13 protein-coding genes are annotated in these 21813 nt (G+C 59.1%); 5 read left to right on the top strand and 8 right to left on the bottom strand.

The window, feature by feature from the left end:
* Positions 1-56: 56 nt before the first annotated feature.
* The 5 genes from KDX39_RS03915 to KDX39_RS03895 are packed head-to-tail and all read right to left on the bottom strand — an operon-like array spanning position 57 to position 3611.
* Positions 57-206 (bottom strand): DUF2256 domain-containing protein, encoded by a 150-nt coding sequence (locus KDX39_RS03915; protein ID WP_231659466.1) that lies wholly within the window; start codon positions 204-206, stop codon positions 57-59.
* Entirely contained in the window at positions 203-1741 is a 1539-nt protein-coding gene (locus KDX39_RS03910; protein ID WP_231659465.1) for a cryptochrome/photolyase family protein, read from the bottom strand. The genes KDX39_RS03915 and KDX39_RS03910 overlap by 4 nt, the downstream gene beginning before the upstream one ends.
* Before the next feature lie 37 nt (positions 1742-1778).
* Positions 1779-2318, bottom strand: a complete 540-nt coding sequence (locus tag KDX39_RS03905; protein ID WP_231659464.1) for an NUDIX hydrolase — start codon at positions 2316-2318, stop codon at positions 1779-1781.
* 32 nt (positions 2319-2350) lie between these two features.
* Entirely contained in the window at positions 2351-3064 is a 714-nt protein-coding gene (locus tag KDX39_RS03900; RefSeq protein ID WP_231659463.1) for an NUDIX hydrolase, read from the bottom strand.
* 1 nt (position 3065) lies between these two features.
* A complete protein-coding gene (locus KDX39_RS03895; RefSeq protein WP_231659462.1) occupies positions 3066-3611 on the bottom strand; it encodes an adenylyltransferase/cytidyltransferase family protein in 546 nt (181 codons plus the stop codon).
* A 210-nt stretch (positions 3612-3821) separates the two neighbouring features.
* Between KDX39_RS03895 and KDX39_RS03890 the strand changes: the two genes are divergently transcribed.
* From KDX39_RS03890 to KDX39_RS03870, 5 genes are all read left to right on the top strand, one after another.
* Positions 3822-4463: a nicotinamidase gene (locus tag KDX39_RS03890; RefSeq protein ID WP_231659461.1), complete on the top strand. Its 642-nt coding sequence runs from the start codon at positions 3822-3824 to the stop codon at positions 4461-4463.
* A 16-nt stretch (positions 4464-4479) separates the two neighbouring features.
* On the top strand, positions 4480-5685 hold the full coding sequence (gene pncB, locus KDX39_RS03885; protein WP_099228208.1) for a nicotinate phosphoribosyltransferase: 1206 nt from the start codon (positions 4480-4482) through the stop codon (positions 5683-5685).
* A 7-nt stretch (positions 5686-5692) separates the two neighbouring features.
* Complete coding sequence (nadE, locus tag KDX39_RS03880; protein ID WP_231659460.1) at positions 5693-6529, top strand: ammonia-dependent NAD(+) synthetase; 837 nt, start codon at positions 5693-5695, stop codon at positions 6527-6529.
* 160 nt (positions 6530-6689) lie between these two features.
* Positions 6690-7961 (top strand): aspartate carbamoyltransferase, encoded by a 1272-nt coding sequence (locus KDX39_RS03875; protein ID WP_231659459.1) that lies wholly within the window; start codon positions 6690-6692, stop codon positions 7959-7961.
* A gap of 775 nt (positions 7962-8736) precedes the next feature.
* Positions 8737-12288: an Ice nucleation protein gene (locus KDX39_RS03870; protein WP_442964525.1), complete on the top strand. Its 3552-nt coding sequence runs from the start codon at positions 8737-8739 to the stop codon at positions 12286-12288.
* Between the two features lie 301 nt (positions 12289-12589).
* Here the strand turns inward: KDX39_RS03870 and KDX39_RS03865 are convergent, their stop codons facing one another.
* From KDX39_RS03865 to eprS, 3 genes are all read right to left on the bottom strand, one after another.
* Positions 12590-14752, bottom strand: coding sequence for a TonB-dependent siderophore receptor (locus KDX39_RS03865; RefSeq protein WP_231659457.1), 2163 nt, complete (start codon positions 14750-14752; stop codon positions 12590-12592).
* A 375-nt stretch (positions 14753-15127) separates the two neighbouring features.
* Positions 15128-18241, bottom strand: a complete 3114-nt coding sequence (locus KDX39_RS03860; RefSeq protein ID WP_231659456.1) for an autotransporter domain-containing protein — start codon at positions 18239-18241, stop codon at positions 15128-15130.
* 91 nt (positions 18242-18332) lie between these two features.
* Entirely contained in the window at positions 18333-21335 is a 3003-nt protein-coding gene (eprS, locus tag KDX39_RS03855; RefSeq protein ID WP_231659455.1) for an autotransporter serine peptidase EprS, read from the bottom strand.
* Positions 21336-21813 lie beyond the last annotated feature (478 nt).

Genomic DNA, 21813 nt, shown 5'->3' with positions numbered 1-21813 from the left:
GAACAGTCATGGAGGTTCTGAACCACTTTGTACCAGACGGTTCAATCTGATCGTCGTCAGTCGGTGGATGCAGGCTTCGCTTTGTGTCTGCGACAACGCTCCGAGCAGTAGCGCACTTCGTCCCAGCAACGCGCCCACTTTTTCCGCCAGGTGAACGGCAGTCCGCACACGATGCAGGCCTTGACCGGAAGCTCGCTCTTTTTCACAGCGACTCCCCGGCATCCAGTCTGGCGAGCAGAGCCTGACCCCGATTCCAGAGCGCATCCAGCTTGGTGTCCTGCATGCGGTCCAGATTCTTGTACACCATGCCCAGGCGTTGATTGCTGCGCAGCAGGTCGCCGTGGCGCATCAGAAAATGCCAGTACAGCGCATTGAACGGGCATGCGTCTTCGGTGGTGCTTTCGCTCACTTTGTAATGGCAGTCGCGGCAGTAATTCGACATGCGCTTGATGTACTGGCCGCTGGCGCAGTAGGGTTTGGAACCCAGATACCCGCCGTCGGCGTGCATGACCATGCCCAGCGTGTTGGGCAGCTCGACCCAGTCGAAGGCATCCATGTAGATCGCCAGATACCATTCGCAGACTTCGGTCGGTGCGATGCCCGCGAGCAGGGCGAAGTTGCCGGTGACCATCAGCCGTTGAATGTGATGCGCGTAGGCGTACCCCAGGCTCTGGCCGATGGCCTGACGCATGCAGTTCATCTTTGTGTCGCCGGTCCAGTAGAACTCTGGAAGCGCCCGGGTGTTGCCGAACCGGTTGCCGGTGGCATATTCCGGCATTCTCAACCAGTAGACGCCGCGTACGTACTCGCGCCATCCGATCAACTGGCGAATGAACCCCTCGGCGGCGTTCAGGGCAATCTGCCCCGACCAGTACGCCGACTCCACATCGCTGCACACCTGGCGCAGATCCAGCAGACCGATGTTCAGTGCCGCGCTGATGCGGGCATGGAACAGGAACGGCTCGTTGCTGGCCATGGCGTCCTGATAGTCACCGAAGGCGGCCAGGCCGAAATCCAGAAAGTACGCCCAGAGCGCCTGGGCATCGGCGTGGGTCACCGGGTAGTCGAACGTATCCATAGCACCGTAGTGGCTGGAGAAACGCTCTTTCACCAGCGTTATTACCTGGAGGGTGATGGTGTCCGGCGCGAAGCGTGCGGGGTAGGGCGCGGTGACGCCCTTGGGCAGCGCCTTGCGGTTTTCGGCGTCGAAGTTCCAGGCACCTCCCACCGGTGTGCCGTCACCATTGAGCAGCAGCCGACTCTTTCGGCGCATTTCGCGGTAGAAGAATTCCATGCGCAGCTGCTTCTTGCCCTGTGCCCAGGCCAAAAATTCGTTGCGCGAGCACAGGAAACGGCCATCGGCATGCCACTGAATCGGCAGGTCCGTGTCCTTGATGGACTGCTCCAGACGCCAGTCGCCGCATTCGGTGATGTGCACTTCGTCAGCCTGCAACAGCGATTGCCAGCGGTGCAGCTCACCGGGCACCGACCCTGTGTTATCCGGGTCTTCAAGGGAGACGTACTGCACCTGAAAACCGCGGTCGCGCAGGGCTTCTGCGAAGTGGCGCATGGCGCTGAAGATCAGAATGATCTTTTGCGGGTGATGCGGCACATGGCTGGCTTCTTCCATCACTTCGACCAGCAAGACCGTATCGCGCTCTGCATTCAGACCTTGCAGCGACGCCAGGTCGAAGGACAACTGATCGCCGAGGACAAGGCACAGACGTTTAGGTGCTTTCATTCAGGCAGCATCCAGAAATGCAGGGCAAAGGTGGTCATCAGGCATCAGTGTGGCAGCTCAGCAGGGTCAACGCGGACAGCGTGTGGCCGTCAGTGATTTCACCTCTGAGAATCATGTGCTGAACGTCTTTGATGCGCTTGATCATGATGTTATCCACCTCACCGTCGGTTTCTCCGCTGACGTCGCCCGACACTTCGACGACGCACACGGAAACGGCGCTGGCCAGCAGTGAAGTGTTGCTGTGCAGTTTGCCGATCTCGGTGGTGTTCAGGGCCACCATGCCGGTTTCCTCAAGCAGCTCGCGTACGGCGGCTTGCACTGCGGTTTCACCGTCATCGATCTTGCCACGTGGGAATTCGATGGACATCCGGCCGATGGCGCGACGCATCAGCGACGCCAGCACCACACGCCCATCCGGCAGAACCGGCACGACCACTACGCCGTTGATGGGCTTGGGCTCTTTGATGATCTTGTAGCCCTGGCCTTCGGGCCGGGTTCCGTCATTGACGTCGATGACGTCGAAGAACCGGGTGCTCAACAGAGTGGTGATAACAGGTTGTTTCGTAGGGGCGCTCATGTGCATGTCCTTGGCTGGTTCATCACGTTTTTTCAGGCAAACGAACGGTCGAAATAGAAAATCCTGCCAGGCCTGATGTTTTCGACCGTGGCCTGTGCCTTGACGCCTTCGCCGGACTTCTTGCGCCCGGTTTCCTTTATATAACCTTCTTCCGTCAGTTTGATCAGCCGCTGGCGCATGCTCGACTTGAGAACCGGTCGGCCCAGCGCCACAGAGTAGATGGCGGTCGCTTCCGGCGCGCTGAATTCATTGCCCAGAAACAGCAGGGGCAGGCTGGAGTAGAGCGACTTCGAATACAAACGTTCAGCGGTCTGATCGATGAGATCGTTGTGGTCGAAAGGCAGCAGGCTTTCGCGACTCAGCAGCGCCTGAAGCGGGACGAATTGCTGTCGCTCGTTCAGCTTGGCGTCCTGATCGAGGATGGCGAGGTAGAAGGTCGACGACGACCAGCATCTGGGGTCACGGAACGCGTTGCCCACGGTGCCGACCTGCTCGATATAGCCAAGCCTGACGCCGATCTTTTCCGACTCGATCAGGCGCTTGACCCCGGCGTCCATCGACACATCGCGCACTTCGCCATTGAGTACCAGGCCTGGCAGCGCCCAGCTTTCGGCAAAAGGCTCGCTGGGGCGTTTGTGCAGCAGAACCTCGAGCGCATGGGTCTTGCGGCAGTAGCGCAAAACCACGAGGTCGATGGTGTGCAGGTAGTCCATTTTCGACGGGGTGTCGTGTTCGGTCTGGCTCATGTCAAACGGCACCTGATGCGTAAATGTCGTAGTTTACCGGCTCAAGCCCTGGCGCAACCCAGTGAGGCGGGAGCGGGGCGCCCTCCAGCACCTGCTTGCGCACAGCGGTGCTGCGTACGCCAATCTGTTCGGGGGCGATGATGATCGAAAAGGTTTCAAGCAGCTCTGGTCCCAGATAGAAGCTGGGCAGGGCGTCAGCCACGTCCTGACCGACCACCAGTGCGATGCTTTTCGGCGTGCAGCCTGTCGTGTTCGCAAGGCAGGTCAGCAGGTTGAAACTGTAGACAGGGCCTGGGCTCTGGTTGAAGAGTTCTCGTTCGATATCGCTGACCGACAGCTCACCGCCGCACTGATTGCGAACGTTGTCGGTAATAAGGCGCAGCCACTGGAGACGAAGGTCGTAATCCACCATGACCTTGCCATAAGGGTGCTGATAGGACGGCACCACCAAGGTGAGCCTCGCCTCTCGGGAAGCGTGGATCATGACGTTGGCATGGCCGGCGTGGGGCGGATTGAAGGCTCCGCCGTAGACTGCAATCTCATACATGGCGTTTCTCCTGTTGAGATAAAAGTACACTAGATGTACTTATTGGGCAATCACCTCGTGCGCGCAGGTTCTTCAGTGCCTCGAAGCTTCCAGGGATATTGAAGGTGCATTCGTCCTGCGTTTCTTACCCATTTGAAAATGAGTTGAAATTGGCGTTGACGTAAAAGTACATCAGGTGTACTTTTGCTTCATGCAAACGAGGAACACATCATGAATGCCAACAAGATCAAGACTGCTTCGTTCGATGTCGATGCCCAGAAAAGCTTCACGCCGTTGTGCCCTGACGAGCTGCCCGTCAGCGGGGGAGACCAGATTGGTGAAGCGCTCAACTTTATGGCGACCCTTGCCCGACTGCGCCTGGGCAGCAAGGATGCCCACGCTGTGAATGCACCCTGGATCGTTGAAACCCATGAAGGCATGCTCCAGCCAACCGGGCTGAAGCACGCCGACCTGACCTGGGTGAGCCACTGCATACCGGGCACCGAAGGCTTCAAGCTGCTGGATGTGTTGCCTGAGCCACTCGAATACGACTACTTCGTCTGGAAGGGCGTAGAGCCGGATCTGCATCCCTACGGAGCGGTTTGGCATGATCTGGATGAAAAACTGTCCACAGGCGTTATCGAATACCTGAAAGCCAACGGGATCGAACGCGTGATCGTCGGCGGCCTTGCGCTGGATTTCTGTGTCAAGACCACCGCCCTGCAGTTGGCCAGAGCCGGATTTGTCGTGGTGCTTTATGTGCCTGCCTGCCGGGGTATCAGCGAGGAGGGTTCGCTGATGGCGCTGGCTGAAATGGCGCAGGCCGGCATTCTGATTGCCAACACTGCGCAAGAATTGACTGAACTGGCCTGAGGCCTGGGAGACAGACATGGAAAGTGTTTACGATTTCAGCAAACCGATCGTGCGTTCGCCGACTGACGACGACATGTACAAGCTGTCGATGGGGCAGGCGATCTACCACGCCTATCCCAGCGCCGATACCGAATGGGCGTTGCGGGTTCGCTCTCAGGACGATCTGACGCCGTACATCAACGAAATCCGCGAAGCAGTCGATCAGCTTCAGGAGCTGGAAAGCAGTCAGGACATGCTGCGTCATCTGCGTGGTATTCCCTACATCAGCACCGACTACATCGACTATCTGGAGGATTTCCGCCTCAAGCCGCGCTTCGTCAAGGTCGGCGAGAAAGACGGTCAGCTGGAAATCCGTGCACGCGGTCCCTGGGTTGGCGTTTCGCCGTTCGAGGTCAAGATTCTGGCCATCGTCAGCGAGATTCGTAACCGTCACGTCTACCCGGATCTGTCTCTGGAGCAGGTGCGTGAAAGTCTCTACAAGAAGTTCGACTGGTTGAAAGCCAATGCCACGACGGAAGAACTGGCGGCGTTCAAGGTCGCCGATTTCGGCACGCGTCGCAGGATTTCGTACCTGGCCCAGGAAGAAGTCGTGCGCACCATGATGCGCGACTTTCCCGGTGAGTTCGTCGGCACCAGCAACATTCAACTGGCCCGCGAATTCGATATTCGCGCCGTGGGCACACAGGCTCACGAATGGTTTCAGGCGCATCAGCAACTGGGGCCACGCCTGGTCGACAGCCAGAAAGCGGCGCTGGACGGCTGGATCAAGGAGTACCGGGGTGATCCGGGGCTGACCCTGGCCGACTGCATCAATCAGGACGCCTTCCTGCGTGACTTCGATTCGTACTACGCCAAGCTGTTCGACGGTTGCCGTCACGACTCGGGTGATCCGCTGGTGTGGGGCGACCGCATGATTGCGCACTACGAATCGCTGCGCATCGACCCGCAGACCAAGACGCTGATCTTCAGCGATGGCTTGAATCTGGGCGACAAGGCGCTGCGAATCCTGCGTCACTTCCGGGGGCGCATCAACGTTTCCTTCGGCATCGGCACTGACCTCACCAACGGCGTCGAGGGCGTGAAGCCGCTCAGCATCGTGATGAAAATGGTCAATTGCCAGGGCCAGCCCGTGGCCAAAATCTCCGATGCGCCAGGCAAGAGTCAGTGTGAATCGCCGGAGTTTCTGTCGTACCTCAAGCAGGTTTTTCAGGTCAAGGAGTAAGGACATCATGAATACGCAAACCAGTCTGCAAACCGAGATCCAGTCAGCCTTGGGCATTGACCGAGGCATCACCGACGCTGCCAGCGTGAACGCCGAAATCGCCCGACGCATCGGCTTCATCAAAGGCGTGCTGCTTGAATCCGGCGCCAAAGCGCTGGTGCTGGGCATCAGCGGCGGGGTGGACTCATCGACCACTGGACGCCTCTGCCAGCTCGCGGTCAATGAGCTGAAAGGCGATGGTCACAACGTTAAATTCGTTGCCGTGCGCCTGCCTTACAAGACTCAGGCCGATGAACACGATGCTCAGGCGGCATTGAGCTTTATCCAGCCCGACCTGATCACCAACGTGAATATCGCCGGTGCGGTCGACAGCGTGATGGACGAAATCTCCATCGAAGGCCTGGATCCGAGCCCGGAGCTGACCGATTTTGCCAAGGGCAACGTCAAGGCCCGTACCCGGATGCTGGCGCAGTATGCGATTGCCAACTTCGTCGGTGGTCTGGTGGTCGGGACCGACCACGCCGCCGAGGCCGTGATGGGGTTCTTCACCAAGTTCGGCGACGGCGCCTGCGACCTGGCACCGCTGAGCGGTCTTGCGAAAGGTCAGGTTCGCCTGCTTGCAAGTGCGCTGGGTGCTCCGGCCCACCTCGTCAGCAAGGCCCCGACGGCCGACCTTGAAGACCTGGATCCGGGCAAGCTGGACGAAGTGGCGTACGGCTGCACCTACGACGACATCGACAACTACTTGCTGGGCAAGGATGTGTCGGCATCGGCTGCGACGATCATCGAAGCGGCTTACCTCAAGACTGCTCACAAGCGTGAATTGCCGATTTCTCCTGTCTGAAGTCCTGCGCTGATCACCGGTCAGCCTGCGTCGTCAGCGCGTATAGGGGCGCAGAGCGTCCAGCGTCCCTAAGGTTGTCGCCTAAATCGGTGTATACGCTTGAATTGTGATTCAAAGATGTTGAGTATACGCAGCGTGTATATTCGACTTGGTCTTTCACATGTCCCAACAAGTCTTCCTCCGCGACGCCATGCGCCGTCTCAACTTCACCCGCGACGCGCTCGCTCAGCGTCTTGGCGTCTCGCGCCGTGCGCTGGACAGCTGGTTATTACCTGACGAGTCCGTCGAAATGCGCAAGATGCCGGACATCGCACAACGCTTCGTTCTGGAGATTCTGAAGGGCAGTGCAAGTGCTTTGCAGCATGTCGGCTCAAGGCCGCACGGCAACGAGGAAGTTGCCCGGCATTTGCTGTCGGTCGAGACCTATACCCGTGAGTCTGTCGAAGAACTGCTGCGTATCGCCGACATGATGCAGCCAGTCGCTCGTCGCCAGAAAACCACGCGTGTGCTTGAGGGTGCCGTGCTGGCCAATCTGTTTTTCGAAGCCAGTACTCGCACGCGGCTGAGTTTCGCCTCGGCTTTTGCAAGGCTGGGCGGTGCGGTGTGCGACACCACCGGATTCACCTTTTCATCGATGGCCAAAGGTGAGTCTGTCGCCGACACCAGCCGTGTCATCAGCGGTTACGCCGACGTCATTGTCGTGCGCCATCCTGAACAGGGCGCGGTCGCCGAGTTTGCCCAAGCCACTCATGTCCCGGTCGTCAACGCAGGCGACGGTCCGGGCGAGCATCCCAGCCAGGCGCTGCTGGATCTCTATACCATTCAGCGCGAGTTCTCGCGTCTGGATAAGTTGGTCGACGGTGCTCACATCGCGTTCGTGGGCGATCTCAAATATGGACGCACCGTGCACTCGTTGAGCAAGCTGCTGGCGCTGTATCGCAACCTGACCTTCACCCTGGTCTCGCCAACTGCGCTGGCGCTGCCTGAGCATCTGGTGCAATACCTTGCGGACAAGGGCCACCGCGTGGAGCAAACCCAGGATCTGGCCAACGGCTTGAAAGGTGCCGATGTGGTCTATGCGACGCGCATTCAGAAAGAGCGTTTCGCCGAGCAGGAAACGCTTGAGGGTTACAGCGCTGATTTCCAGATCAATCAGGCGCTGGTCAATGCGGTGTGCGGTGCCAACACCCTGATCATGCACCCGCTGCCAAGGGACTCGCGACCGGATGCCAACGACCTGAGCACCGACCTGAATCTCGACTCCCGGCTGGCGATTTTCAAGCAGACGGACAACGGCATTGCCGTGCGCATGGCGATCTTCGCTTCGCTGCTGGGTGTTGAAGATCAGGTGCAACGGTCATTGCGTGATGTGGGATGGCGCGTCCCGATTTATCTGGGGCCGGATGAGGGCGTGCCTTATCGCGAACAGTGATGTTGGCAGAACGGGTGGCCTGCCCGCGCATCCTGGCGATCATGTCCTTTGCAAGCTGATCGCCCGGCCTTGCGCCCGCCCCGCAGGCCGGCGACGACGTCGCCGTGCCCTGACCCTTCAAGGCCTATGCAGCCCAGTTCTAGGCTCTGTACGAAAAGTGGCTGCGCTCGGTGATGCTGCGTTAAAAACAGGCTCGTGCGCGAGTCCGATCGGAATGCTCATTTACAACACGTAGACTCCGCTTCCTCGCCTGTTTTTGCCTTGCCTGACCTTCGCTCGCCGACTTTTCGTACAAAACCTAGTCTTTTACTGTCCTGGCTAGTGGGTTGTTTCTTATGGAAAACTTATTATTCAACTAAGTGTTGGGTGCTTCGCCTGCCATAAGCTTGATAGAGTTGATGTAATAAAGGTGTTTGTTTAACTGAAAAAAGCAATGGGTCAGTTCTACAAGGCTGCTATTGGCAAGCGTAGTCTGTTCAGGTTTTGCTTTGCATTTTTTGGCACTTTAATTATGAAATTATCAAGTTATTTAGTGTGAATCGCTTTATGCGATCAAATATTTGTTAGTGTATGGCGGTAGTTGTTATTCAGGGCGGGGTGCGCTTGGCAAGGTGCTCGATGCGCCCCTGTCTGCTATTGGATGCAAAACCTTACATGAATGACTGTCTTGAAAAAAGTGGCGCTCGATGAGTGCGGCTTTTTCTTTTGATGGTTCTATGAGGATGCTGAAATGACTATCGATAAGGCGTTAGTGTTGCGTACGTGTGCCAATAATATGGCCGATCATTGCGGCCTCGTCTGGCCCGATTCCGGCATGGTTGAATGCAAGTACTGGCAATTGACAAGAAAGCACGAGAACGGACTGGTCGGCTTGTTATGGGGGGCAGGGACACATGCTTTTCTGAGTCTGCACGCAGATGCTCGATGGGTTGTCTGTGAAGTTATTGTTACAGACCTCATCGGCCTGGAAGAGCTCGGAATGGTGAAGTTTCCGCGTGCGGAAGTCGTTCATGTGGGGGACAGGATCAGTGCATCCCGGTTCATTTCGAAACATCAGGCCGACTACGCAGCCAACCTTTCGTCTCCTGTTGCAACCGCCGTTTTTCCCGTAGCAGAACACACCGCCAGTCACGAGATTTTCGACGTTGCCCTGTTCAACGGAGTTGATCACCCTGAGCACACTCTGCCCGCGGCAACGCCGCAGACACTGCAGACCGCTACGTATGGCGGAACGTTGAGTGGCGAAAACAACAGTAGGCTTATTGCAGGTTATGGAAGTACAGAAACAGCCGGTAACCACAGCGACCTGATTGCAGGCTATGGCAGTACAGGAACCGCGGGTTCGGACAGCTCGCTGGTTGCAGGTTATGGCAGTACCCAAACGGCAGGAGGGGAGAGTGTGCTGACGGCAGGTTACGGCAGCACCCAAACCGCACAGGAAGGAAGCAACCTGACCGCAGGGTACGGCAGCACCGGGACTGCGGGCTCCGACAGCTCACTCATCGCCGGATACGGCAGTACGCAGACCTCGGGCGGAGATAGCTCACTGACGGCGGGATACGGGAGTACCCAGACTGCACGAGAAGGCAGCAATCTGACTGCTGGCTACGGCAGCACCGGGACTGCGGGTTCCGACAGTTCGCTGATCGCAGGTTACGGCAGCACCCAGACTTCCGGAGAAGACAGCTCGCTCACGGCGGGATATGGCAGTACCCAGACCGCTCAGGAGGGCAGCAACCTGACGGCGGGTTACGGCAGTACCGGCACGGCAGGATCGGACAGTTCCTTGATCGCGGGTTATGGCAGCACGCAAACCTCCGGGGGAGACAGTTCACTCACCGCCGGTTACGGCAGTACACAGACGGCCCAGAAGGGCAGTCACCTGACTTCCGGTTACGGCAGTACCGGTACAGCTGGCTCCGATAGCTCGCTGATTGCAGGCTACGGAAGTACACAGACGTCTGGCAGTGACAGCGCACTGACGGCCGGTTACGGCAGCACGCAAACCGCACAACAAGGCAGCAATCTGACTTCCGGTTACGGCAGCACTGGCACCGCAGGCTCCGATAGCTCTCTGATTGCCGGTTATGGAAGCACGCAGACATCGGGCAGTGACAGTTCGCTCACGGCAGGCTACGGGAGTACGCAGACCGCTCAGGAAGGCAGCAATCTGACTGCCGGGTATGGCAGTACCGGAACCGCAGGATCTGACAGTTCGCTGATCGCGGGTTACGGCAGCACACAGACCTCGGGTGGGGACAGTGCGCTGACGGCGGGATACGGCAGCACGCAGACCGCTCAGGAAGGCAGCAATCTGACTGCTGGATATGGCAGCACCGGGACCGCCGGTTCGGAAAGCTCACTGATTGCCGGATATGGCAGTACCCAGACATCGGGCAGTGACAGTTCGCTCACGGCAGGCTACGGCAGTACGCAGACCGCTCAGGAGGGCAGTCACCTGACTGCCGGGTATGGCAGTACCGGAACCGCAGGATCTGACAGTTCGCTGATCGCGGGTTATGGCAGCACACAGACCTCGGGCGGGGACAGCGCGCTGACGGCGGGATACGGCAGCACGCAGACCGCTCAGGAAGGCAGCAACCTGACTGCAGGGTACGGCAGCACCGGGACAGCAGGTGCCGACAGTTCGCTGATCGCCGGCTACGGCAGCACACAGACCTCTGGCAGTGACAGCTCGCTCACGGCGGGCTACGGCAGTACCCAGACCGCGCAACAAGGAAGTGTACTTACAGCCGGCTACGGCAGCACGCAAACGGCCGGAGATGGAAGCGATCTGATAGCAGGGTATGGAAGTACCGGCACGGCAGGTTCGAGCAGTTCGCTGATTGCAGGTTATGGCAGTACGCAGACAGCGAGTTACAGAAGCACACTGACCGCAGGGTATGGGAGCACTCAGACCGCCCGGGAATGTAGTGATCTGGTTGCAGGTTATGGCAGCACTTCAACTGCCGGATCGAACAGTTCGTTAATAGCCGGATATGGAAGCACTCAGACGGCGGGCTTCAAGAGTGTCCTGACTGCCGGGTACGGCAGTACGCAGACGGCACAGGAGCGCAGTGATCTGATTACCGGCTACGGAAGCACATCCACTGCCGGTTATTCCAGTTCGCTGATTGCGGGTTACGGCAGTACGCAGACGGCAGGCTACGAGAGCACGTTGACTGCCGGCTACGGCAGCACCCAGACGGCACAGGAGCTCAGTGACCTGGTGACCGGCTACGGAAGTACGTCTACTGCCGGTTATTCCAGCTCGCTGATCGCAGGTTACGGCAGTACCCAGACAGCAGGTTATGAAAGCACGTTAACCGCCGGTTATGGCAGCACGCAGACTGCCCAGGAAAACAGCTCGCTCACCACCGGCTACGGAAGTACCTCCACCGCCGGTTTTGCCAGTTCGCTGATCGCAGGCTACGGCAGCACCCAAACAGCAGGGTATGAAAGTACCCTGACTGCGGGATACGGCAGCACCCAAACAGCAGGGTATGAAAGTACCCTGACTGCGGGATACGGCAGCACACAAACCGCAGAACGCGGAAGTTCTTTGACGGCAGGGTATGGCAGTACCGCAACTGCGGGAGAAGACAGTTCTTTGATAGCCGGTTATGGCAGTACCCTCACCAGCGGAATCCGAAGTCTGTTAACCGCCGGCTATGGAAGTACGCTGATCGCCGGACTTCGCAGCGTTCTGATTGCAGGTTACGGCAGCAGTCTTACATCGGGAATGCGCAGCTCCTTGACTGCCGGCTACGGCAGTAACCAGATTGCAAGTTATGGGAGCTCGCTGATCGCGGGCCATGAAAGCATTCAGGTTGCCGGGCACAAAAGCATGCTCATTGCCGGCAAGGGCAGTTCGCAGACAGCGGGCTTTCGCAGCACCCTTATCGCCGGTGTGGGCAGTGTGCAAATGGCCGGTGATCGCAGCAAGTTGATTGCCGGTGCAGACAGTAATCAGACCGCGGGTGATCGCAGTAAATTGCTGGCCGGTAATAACAGCTACCTGACTGCCGGTGATCGAAGCAAACTGACGGGAGGTAATGACTGTACGCTGATGGCTGGAGATCAAAGCCGGTTGACCGCTGGAAAGAACAGCTTTCTGACAGCTGGCGCCCGTAGCAGGCTCATTGGAAGTGAAGGTTCGATTCTCTCGGGTGGGGAAAATTCTACGCTGATCTTCAGGCTGTGGGACGGCAAACGGTACAGGCAGCTTGTTGCTAAAACGGGAGAGAACGGAGTCGAAGCCGACATGCCGTATTACGTGAACGAGGCTGACGACATCGTGGCCAAACCGGATGAGGACTACATTTAGACGCTCACCGGAGGCGTCGAGAACTTTGGTATTGAATCATCGACAAGGCGTGTCGGTGGAGGCACGGGACATGACGTCCCTTTTTAGAACATCTCGGCAGTGCGGGTCTGGGTGTGGCGTATTTTTTTCAAGAAGAAGTTCCAGCTGTCTTGCAAACGTTTATCAGACTGACTGCAAAAAAAGCCACCCGAAAGTGGCCGTATCAATAGATCGATACGTTGTCTCACAGGTGCCGTCTCGACAGCGGGGTGCCAATGCTTTGCCCTGCACCCCTCAGCCTTTGGAACGACGGTTCCACCAATCAGAACCTGTATTTGGCCGTCAGCGTGTAGTTGCGCGGATCGCCGTAGGTGTCGGTGGATCCCCATACCGAGCTGGTACCAATCGCCGCGTAGTAGACCCGGTCGAACACATTGTTGGCGTTCAGTTGCAGGTCCAGATGCTTGTTGACCTGATAACCGGCCATCAGGTCGGCGACGGCATAGCTACCCTGTTCGAGGCGATAGCTGCCGTCGGTGAGGGCGATGTCGTTGTACATGCGGCTTTGCCAGTAGACGTTGCCGCCTACGCGCAGTTTTTCCAGCGGGCCTTGAAAGCGGTACATGGTCGACACCTTGAACAGGTGTTCAGGTGTGTCGGTGTCGAAGCGCTGGTTCTTGTTCGCCGGGTCGGCATCCTTCATGTAATGGGCGCGGGTGAAGGTGTAGCCTGCGCCAACCTGCCAGTTCTCGGTCAGTGCACCTTGCAGCTCCATGTCGACACCCTGGCTGCGCACCAGGCCTGACGCATCGTAGCAAGTGAGCACCGGGCAGCCTGCCTGGGTCGAGGTCTGGGTTCCGAGATTGGTCTGGTCAGTGCGGAACACCGCGAGGCTCGCGTTGAGCGCGCCGTTGAAGTATTCGCCCTTGATGCCGACCTCATAGTTTTCACCGACGACGGGCTTGAGCTGCGCGCCGGACAGGTCCTGATAGTTCTGTGGCTGGAAGATGTCGGTGTAGCTGGCATACACGGAGTAAGTGTCGTCCAGCTTGTAGATCAGGCCGCCGTAGCGCGTCACGTTTTTGGTGACCTTGTAATCACCATCGCCGGTGCGGTCATCGTAGTCGTACCAGTCCAGACGACCCCCCAGAATCATCGTCAACGGATCGGCCAGACTCAGGCGTGTAGTGAGGTAGACGCCTTCCTGCGTGGCAACGCTGTGCAGGTTGCCGTCGCGTACGAAGTTCGGCTTCGGCGCGGCGATCGGCAGGCCGGTGTCGTAGGGGCTGTATTCCTTGCTGTCCTTGTCATAGACGCGTCGACTGGCTCCGATCACCAGCTCGTGGGTGCGCCCCAGTGCTTGAAAAGGACCGCTGGCGAAGGCATCGAAAGCTGTCTGTTTTTCCTCGGGGCGCGACTGGTAAGCCGTGGTTTCCAGCGGGCCGTTGTAGCGCGACAGGTAGGTGCCCGAGAACAGCCCGTCCAGGGACGAGGCGGTGCCGGCCAGGTGCAGTTTCCAGTCGTTTTCGAAGCGGTGTTCCAGCTCGGCGAAGACGGTATCGATCTGCAGCTTCTTCTTTTCCCAGTCGGATCCTGGGTAAGTGGAGCGGGGCAGGTTCAGGTGGTGTCCATCGGTGCCCAGTGGCAGGCCGCCCCAGAAGAAGTTGGTTTCGTCTTCCTGGCGCGAATAGCCCAGTGTGGCGGTCGTGGCGTCGCTCAGGTCAGCCTCGACTACGCCGTAAAACAGGCCGTGGTCGCTCTCTTCCTTGTCGCGAAAGCTGTTGGCATCCTGATAGGAGCCGACCACGCGGCCGCGCAGGGTGCCGCTGTCGTTCAGCTTGCTCGATGCATCGAACTCGCCGCGATAGTTGTCCCAGCTTCCGGCGCTGCCGGTGAGGGAGACCTGAGGTTCTGCCGTCGGACGCTTGCGCACCATATTGATCGCCGCCGAGGGGTTGCCTGCGCCTGTGATCAGGCCGGTGGCGCCGCGAATCACTTCGACGCGGTCGAACATCGCCAGATTCGGCTGCACGCCCATCGTGAAGCCTGAGTACGAGGCGGGAATGCCGTCGTACATGATGTTGTCGATGTCAAAGCCGCGGGAGGTGTAAGTCTGTCGGCCCGGTCCGCTGGCCTGGCTGAGGAACAGACCGGGTGTATTCCTGACCACATCGTTGACGCTGGTCATGGCCTGGTCGTCCATGCGCTGGCGGGTGATGACCGTCACGGCTTGTGGGGTTTCGCGCATGCTCAGGGGCAGTTTCGTGGCAGTCTGCATGACGCCGGTGGTGTAGGAGCCGGAGCCTTCCGTAGTCGTGCCCAGTCGGTCGTCGCTGATCTCGGTGGCGCCCAGTTCCATCGTACCGGTCGCTTGTACGGGGTCGGGTTCTGCGGCAAAAACCCCTTGAGAGGTTGCTATCCCGATGCCGATAGCCAACAGGCATGGCGTGAAACGAAAACGGCTTTGCAGTTGCTGGCCCGACATGAACCTGACACTCCCTGAACGCCTTCCTTGGCTGCATGATAATGTTGATAAGAATGATTCGCGTTAGTGTGACAGATTGTTTCTTTCAGAAAAAGCTCACGCGGACAAATACTTAACAAAATTTTCACATTGTCGGGCGGTCGAACAATCTGGACAGGCGAGTGTTCAGGGGCAAAAAGCGGGGCGTGGATAAGTCATAAGTCAGGTGTCACAGTGTCGTGGATGCACTGCGTACTGCTGGAAGTCGCTTGCCGGGGATGGCGTCCGCTCAGTCGCTGATACAGCGCCTGAAAAGACGTATCGCCGGCAAGCCGCGTCCCACGGAAAGCGCGTTGTTTCAGAACCCCATGATGTGTTTCATGAGCCAGGCATCCATCAGAACTGCCAGTCCAGCGACAGGCCCACGCCGTGAGTCTTGTCACGCGAACCCAGCAGGCCGTTGTAGTCCAGGTTGACGCGTGCGTCCTTGCCCAGCGCCAGGCTGGCGCGAGCGCCGACGACCGCAGCGTCACGGTCTATCGAAACGCTTTTTACCGCGAAAGTGTTCACGCCGCTGACGAACGACAGATGTTGTTCGGACGAGGTGTCGCTCAGGTTGTGCTGCCAGCCCAGGGTTGCCGAAACGTCCAGCTTCTGGGTGTCGTTGAGGTTGAAACGGCTGCCTGCGCGTACACCCAGCGTGGACAGTACGGTGTCGCGGGTATCGTCACCGCCCTTGAGTGCCGTGGCGCCGCCTTTCTCGGTGAAGCTGTCGCTGTCCAGATGCACATAAGCCAGGTTGGCGAACGGCTCCAGTGCCAGCGGTTGCACGTTCAAACGGTACGCCGCTTCGGTGAAGACCTGAGTGGACTGCGCATCACGCTTGACCTTCTGACGGTCCGAGAACGGACCGAATTGCAGGTCACGCTTTACGTCGATGCGGTGCCAGCTGTGAGACGCGCCCGCGGTGAGACGCATCGCACCTTGCTCGTGCCCGATATAGGCACCCAGGTGGTAGCTGTCTGCAGATGCACGCGAGTGAGTGTCATCACCCAGGCTCAACGAGGTGTCGCTGTAACCGGCCATTGCGCCCAGTCGCGTGTGGTCGCTGATCAGGCCGTCGACGCCCGCGAGCAAGCCACCCAGCGATGACGTCGAGCTGGCGCCGTCGCTGCTGCCGCTGTTCTTGCCCCAGGCACCCAGCGCCTTGACCCAGACATTATTGTCGTCGCTGCCCGGTGCCGGCTGGTCGTACAGCCCTTCGACCCGCAGGCGGTCGCCCACGGCATCGCGCAATTGACGACTGTCGTTGATCAGTTGGGTCGCGATGGCCGGATGCACTTCACCCGACAGTTGCGTGAACGCGCGACGAGCCGTGAGGGTGTCCGGACTCAACGCCACACTCTCATACAACGCGTTGCCAGCGCCCAATTGCTCGATGGCCGAGGCAACACTGCGCTGATTGGACGTTTGTGCAGCGCTGGCAAAACTGTTGCCATTGCGCTCGACGGCCAGGGTGATACCGGTGCCGGTGTACGCCAGATTTCCACTCAGAAACGCAGTGTTCGTCAGGACCGAATCAAACTGACCCTGTACGCCGCCCGCAGCCTGCAGTACATCGAACGGTCGGTTGAGGATGCTGTTGGTCTGGCTGTTGTTCAGGAGCGACGGGTTGGTTTCCAGTGAAAGCATCATGTTGGCACCGGTGACTGTGGCAGTGCCAGCTGCGACGATCCGGTCACTGCCTGAAGGCGAAAGCTCGACCGCGTAGAGCGAGCCCGGCGCCAGGGTAAGATCGCCGTCCACGCGCAGCGTACCGATGGAATTGCCTGGCGCAACGGTGCTGCTGCGTCTGGCAAGCAGCGAGCCGATGCGGCCGTTGCCACCCAGCGTAGCGTTGTCGTTGAGGATCACGGCTGATGTCAGTGAACCGTTCACCGACAGGAGGCCTTGATCAACCAGTGTTGGCCCGCTGTAGGTGTTTGCGCCGGTCAGCATCAGCGTGCCGATACCTTGTTTGGTCAGACCGCCATGTCCGGAAATGTCGTTGCTCCAGACATCCAGCCCGCACTGCGGCCCGGCGCACGTACGCTGTGTGGGTTTGCCTGCGTCGACCACAGCACCGATGCCCGGAATATTGGCCACGAACTGGCTGTCCCCATAGCCGCCCTCGATGCGAAATTCAGCCGGAATGTCCGCCTCGGTCACGAACATGGCAGGGCCGTCGATGGCCTTGCGCAGGTTAATCATGCCCCAGCCGTACAGCGCATCGATGCCTGGGGCGCCGAGGTCGGTGGCGGTGGTTTTCAGCACTTCGGCAACCTGCGCGCCGGTCATATATGGAAAGCGCTCCATCAACACTGCCATGCTGCCCGCAACATGGGGCGCGGCCATGGAGGTGCCGTTCTTGTTGGCCCAGTCACTGGCAAGGTTCTCAAGGCTGTTGCCGTTGATCACCGCGCTATAAATGCGCGTGCCCGGTGCCGATACGCAAAAGCTCGCGGTATAGCCGCAACGTGAGGAGAAGGTGCTCAAGGTGTAGGGCGTGGTGGCCGACGCAGCCGCGTTCGGATTCTGTTGCAACGCGGCAACGGTCAACCAGTCGGGTGCGATGTCCGGAACGAAATACCCCAGACCGGCCATGGCATCCGGGTTGTTCAGGTTGTAATCGTTGCCCGCGGCAAAAATCGTCACCACGCCACTGCGTGCAGCGTTGACAGCACCTGCGTAAGCGCCTCCCTCCGGGGAGTCGATAACCTGCGCGATTTCGTCGAACTGCACCTGTGCGTCCTGCACGGTGAAGTGCGCAAAGGCTGGATCACGCCCGCCGTTCGCAAAGCGGTCGGTGATGCCGATGCCCCAACTGTTGTTGATCAAACGAGCGCCGCTGTTGACCAGCGCATCCCAGCCCGCTTTATAGACGGCACCGTCATTGCCCAGCACAATTCCGTCCTCGGGCCCCGGATCACCATTGTCGGCGCTGATGATCTGCGCATTGAAGGCCACGCCATGCATGGGGCCGCCATCGCGGCTGCCACCCGCAATACCTCCGACATGCGTGCCGTGATTGCCGAGCTTTCCCCCGGAGTCCAGAGTCGGTGTGCCGTCGTAGCGAAATACATCGCCCGCTTTCACAGGAATGTACGGGTCTGTGTATTCGCGTATACCGCTGGTAACCAGATTGACCACTTTGCCCGGACCCGAAAACTCCGGGTGCGCGGCATACACCGGCTGGTCGAAAATGCCCAGCTTGATGTCCTTGCCGGTATAGCCCGCGGCATAGGCGTACTGGGCCTCGATGGCGGCCAGTCCCCAGTCGGCGTTGAATTCGGCCGTTCGCCAGCTAGCGGGGTTGTTGGGCAGTCCGGTCTCGACGTAAGGCGCGGCCTGCGCAACGTTCATGGTCGCGAGGTAGACCGTCAGTGCGCCGCAGGAGACGCGGTTGATCGCCCTGATGGACTGACGAAGGGAGGTGACAGAGGTCTGTCGGGTGATAAACGCATCGTTCATGAAACTACCGTCCTTAGTTGACGCACACAAAACTCCGCGCGCATGCATGGGCATGCGCGTTGTTCTTTTTTGAAGCGAGAGGGCTACGGAATCAGAACTGCCAGTTGAGGCTCAGCCCGATACCGTGGATTTTTTCGCGGCTGGCCAGTTGGCCGTTGTAATCCAGGCTTACCCGGGCGTCCTTGCTCACTGCCAGACTGGCGTGGGCACCGACCAGCGCGGCATCGCGTACCAGAGGTGAGCTTTCGATTCCGAAGCTTGCGCCGCTGGATGCGAACGCCAAATGTTGCTGCGAGTCGGTGTCGCTCAGGTTGTGCTGCCAGCCAAGACTGCCCGACAGCTCGAGTTTCTGTTGATCATTGAGGGAGATGGTTTTCAAGGCGCGTGCGCCGAGGGTGCTCAGTACGGCATCACGCTTGTCGCGACCGGCTGACAAGGCGGCTGCGTCGCCTTTTTCGGTGAAACCATCAGTGGCCAGATGCACGTAAGCAAGGTTGGCAAAGGGCTCGATCGTCGCTGGCTGCAGGCGGATGCGATACGCCGCTTCGGTGAACACCTGCGCGGTCTGGGCGTCGTGTTTGGTGGTTTCCCGACCGCTTGCGCCGCCAACCTGAACATCGCGTTTGGCGTCGATACGGTGCCAACTGTAGGCACTGCCCAGTGTCAGACGCAGCGCGCCCATTTCATGACCGACATAAGCGCCCAGATGGTAGCTGTCGACGGATGCACGTGAATGTGTGTTCGAACCCATGGCAAGCGAGCTGTCGCTGTAGCCTGCGACCAGACCCAGACGGGTGTCGTCGGCCACTTTGCCATCGACACCGGCCAGCAGACCGCCAATCGAGGTGGTGTAGCCGGCGGTGTCATCGCGTGAGTCGGTCTTGCCCCAGGCGCCCAGTGCCTTTAGCCACACATTGTCCTGCGCCGGGGTATCGCCCTCGGTGCCGAACGCACTCGCATTCAGACGCTCGCCAACGGCATCGCGCACCTGGCGACTGTCGTTGATCAGCACGGTGCCGATCGCCGGATAAACCTCGCCGGACAACTGCTGGAAGCTGTTGCGTGCCGACGCGGCAGAGGGAGAGAGCAACAGATTTTCGTATACGGCGTTTCCGGCACCCAGCTGTTCGGCAGCCGTGGCGACTGCGGCCTGATTGGGCGTCTGCGCGACGCTGTCAAACGCGGCGGTGCGATCGATATTCAGGGCGATGCCGGTGGCGGCGTAATCGAGTCGACCACCCAGAAAGGCGTAGCTCGACGACACGCTGCCAAACTGGCCGTTGACGCCATTGGCAGCCTGCAACACGTTGTACTGACGGCCTTCCAGCGTCTGAACGGATGAAGCATTCAATGCGACCGGTGTTTCATCCAGCGCCAGCGTCATGTTCGCCCCTGACACGGTCGCACTGCCTGTGGCGATGAGACGGTCGCTGGCTGTCGGCGAAAGCTCGACCGCGTAAGTCGATCCCGGCTCGAAAACCACGTCGCCGTTGACCTGCAAGGTGCCGATGGAGTTACCCGGCGCAACGCTGCCACCGCTGCGCGCCGTCAGCCCGCCAATCCGGCCCGTGCCACCCAGCGTACCGCCAGTGTTGACCTGCACTGCAGACACCAGCGAGCCGTTGACCGACAGCAGGCCTGCATTGACCAGCGTGTCACCGCGGTAAGTGTTGTCACCTTCCAGAATCAACCGGCCCGTGCCGGACTTGATCAGACTGCCCTGATACTGGCGCTGTGCAGCAGCTGCCGCGCGTGCGGTGCCGACTGCATAATCGGTCTGGTCCTGTTGGCTGGCCGCGCTCGCCACGCCGTTCTGCCAGCCTCTGCTGACCAGCGTCTGTTGCCATGCGGCCTGCTCGGTGCGGTCTTCGGCCTGACGCTGGATCAAAGCCTGGTCGGAAATGTCGTTGTTCCAGGTATCGGTCTGGCCTGCGCCCAGTGTTGCATCGAAGGTGCCGAGCAACTGGCCCGGACCGCGCATCGCCCGCTCCAGATTGGCCACGCCCCAGCCCACATTGGTGTTCGGTGCCTGGGTGACCGAGCCATCCAGTTGAGTCGCCGTGGTCAACAGTACCTGCAGGGCCTGCTCGTTGTTCATGTACGGGAAGCGTTCCATCACCAGCGCGAGCGCACCTGTGGCGTGGGGTGCCGACATCGAGGTACCGGACTTTATCCCGTAACCGCCGCCCGGCACGGTGCCGTTGATCAGGCGTCCAGGTGTGGTGATGCACCAGTACTTGGCGATGCCGCATTGGTTGTAGCGTTGACCATTGGTGCTGTCCAGGCCTGATACGGCCAGCCAGTGGCCTTCCAGGTCAGGTTGAAAATACGGTAGCGAGGCTCGCACGCTGGCATTGGCATAACCGCTGTTGCCTGCGCTGAACACATTGATCACGCCCTTGCGCGAGACGCTGGCCGCTTCGTCCAGCCAGGTGCCTCGGTTGTAGTGCTGGGCATAGGCAGCGCGCATGCCATCATCGGTGGCGTAGGTCACGTCAGAGGGCTGGCTGCCCCAGCTGTTGTTGATGGCGCGCACACCGGCGTCGGCCAGTGCGCCATACACCGCTTTGAAGTAACGCGGGTCCGGACTCGGACCGAACAGAAAGCTGTCGTTCTTGTTGGTGTTGCCTACGTATATCTGCGCGTTGTACGCCACGCCATGCACGCCCGCGCCATCCCGGGCTGCGCCCATGGTGCCTGTCACATGAGTACCGTGAGTATCGTTGTTCGGGTTGATGGCGCCGGTGACGCTGAACGGCGAGCCATCGACATAGGTGCCACTGGCGGTTACAGCATGAAAACGTGACGAACTGGCTTCAGGGTGAGAAGGGTCAAAACCCGAGTCCAGCGCCCCGATTTTCACACCCGCGCCAGTGATGCCTGCGGCATACGCGTGTTCGGCCTGAATACGGCCAAGTCCCCAGTCACTCTGGAACTCGGCGGACCGCCAACTGGCAGCATCGCCCAACCTGCCTTGTTCGACATAGTCGGCGTAGGCAGAACAGCCGAAAGTGAAGGAAAGTGCGCAAAGGGCGCCTGTTGCAGCAGGTTTGAAAGAATAACGGACGGCACTAACGGCTCTCGACTTTTGCATCCATGCACACCTGTAAACTGATTAGCTCCCTATCGAGCGCCGTAAGAACATAGTCCGCACGTACTCAATTGGCAACAGAATTATTTCAGAATTGATACAGGTTTCTATGCATATAAATAATGCATCACGAGTTATTTTTCAGGGTGATAGGTCGTTGAAATAGTGAACGAATTCCATTTTTTCGGCTCGGGATAGAAAAAGGGATGATGGCGTTTTAGTTGCATTTGTTTCCCGTCACACGTTCGCTGCAAGAGTGCAAAGTGAATGGGCATTAATGCGGACACTGAATATTTTCCGTGTTTTTTATGGACGATTCCTGACGGTGGGGTGCTCGCTATGAAGCGCACAAGATTCACACTGTTAAGCAGGGGTCGAGAAGTTCGAAGTTTTGTACGTGCTGGCTCCTGGAAAGCATGATCCACTAAGGAGTAGGGCGTTTTGATATCACTTTCTTGAACTGATTAGTTCACGCGGTTCG

It is taken from the genome of Pseudomonas sp. CDFA 610, assembly GCF_021147865.1.
Taxonomy (GTDB): Bacteria; Pseudomonadota; Gammaproteobacteria; order Pseudomonadales; family Pseudomonadaceae; genus Aquipseudomonas; species Aquipseudomonas alliivorans.
This window is presented reverse-complemented; position numbering and strand designations above follow the sequence as displayed.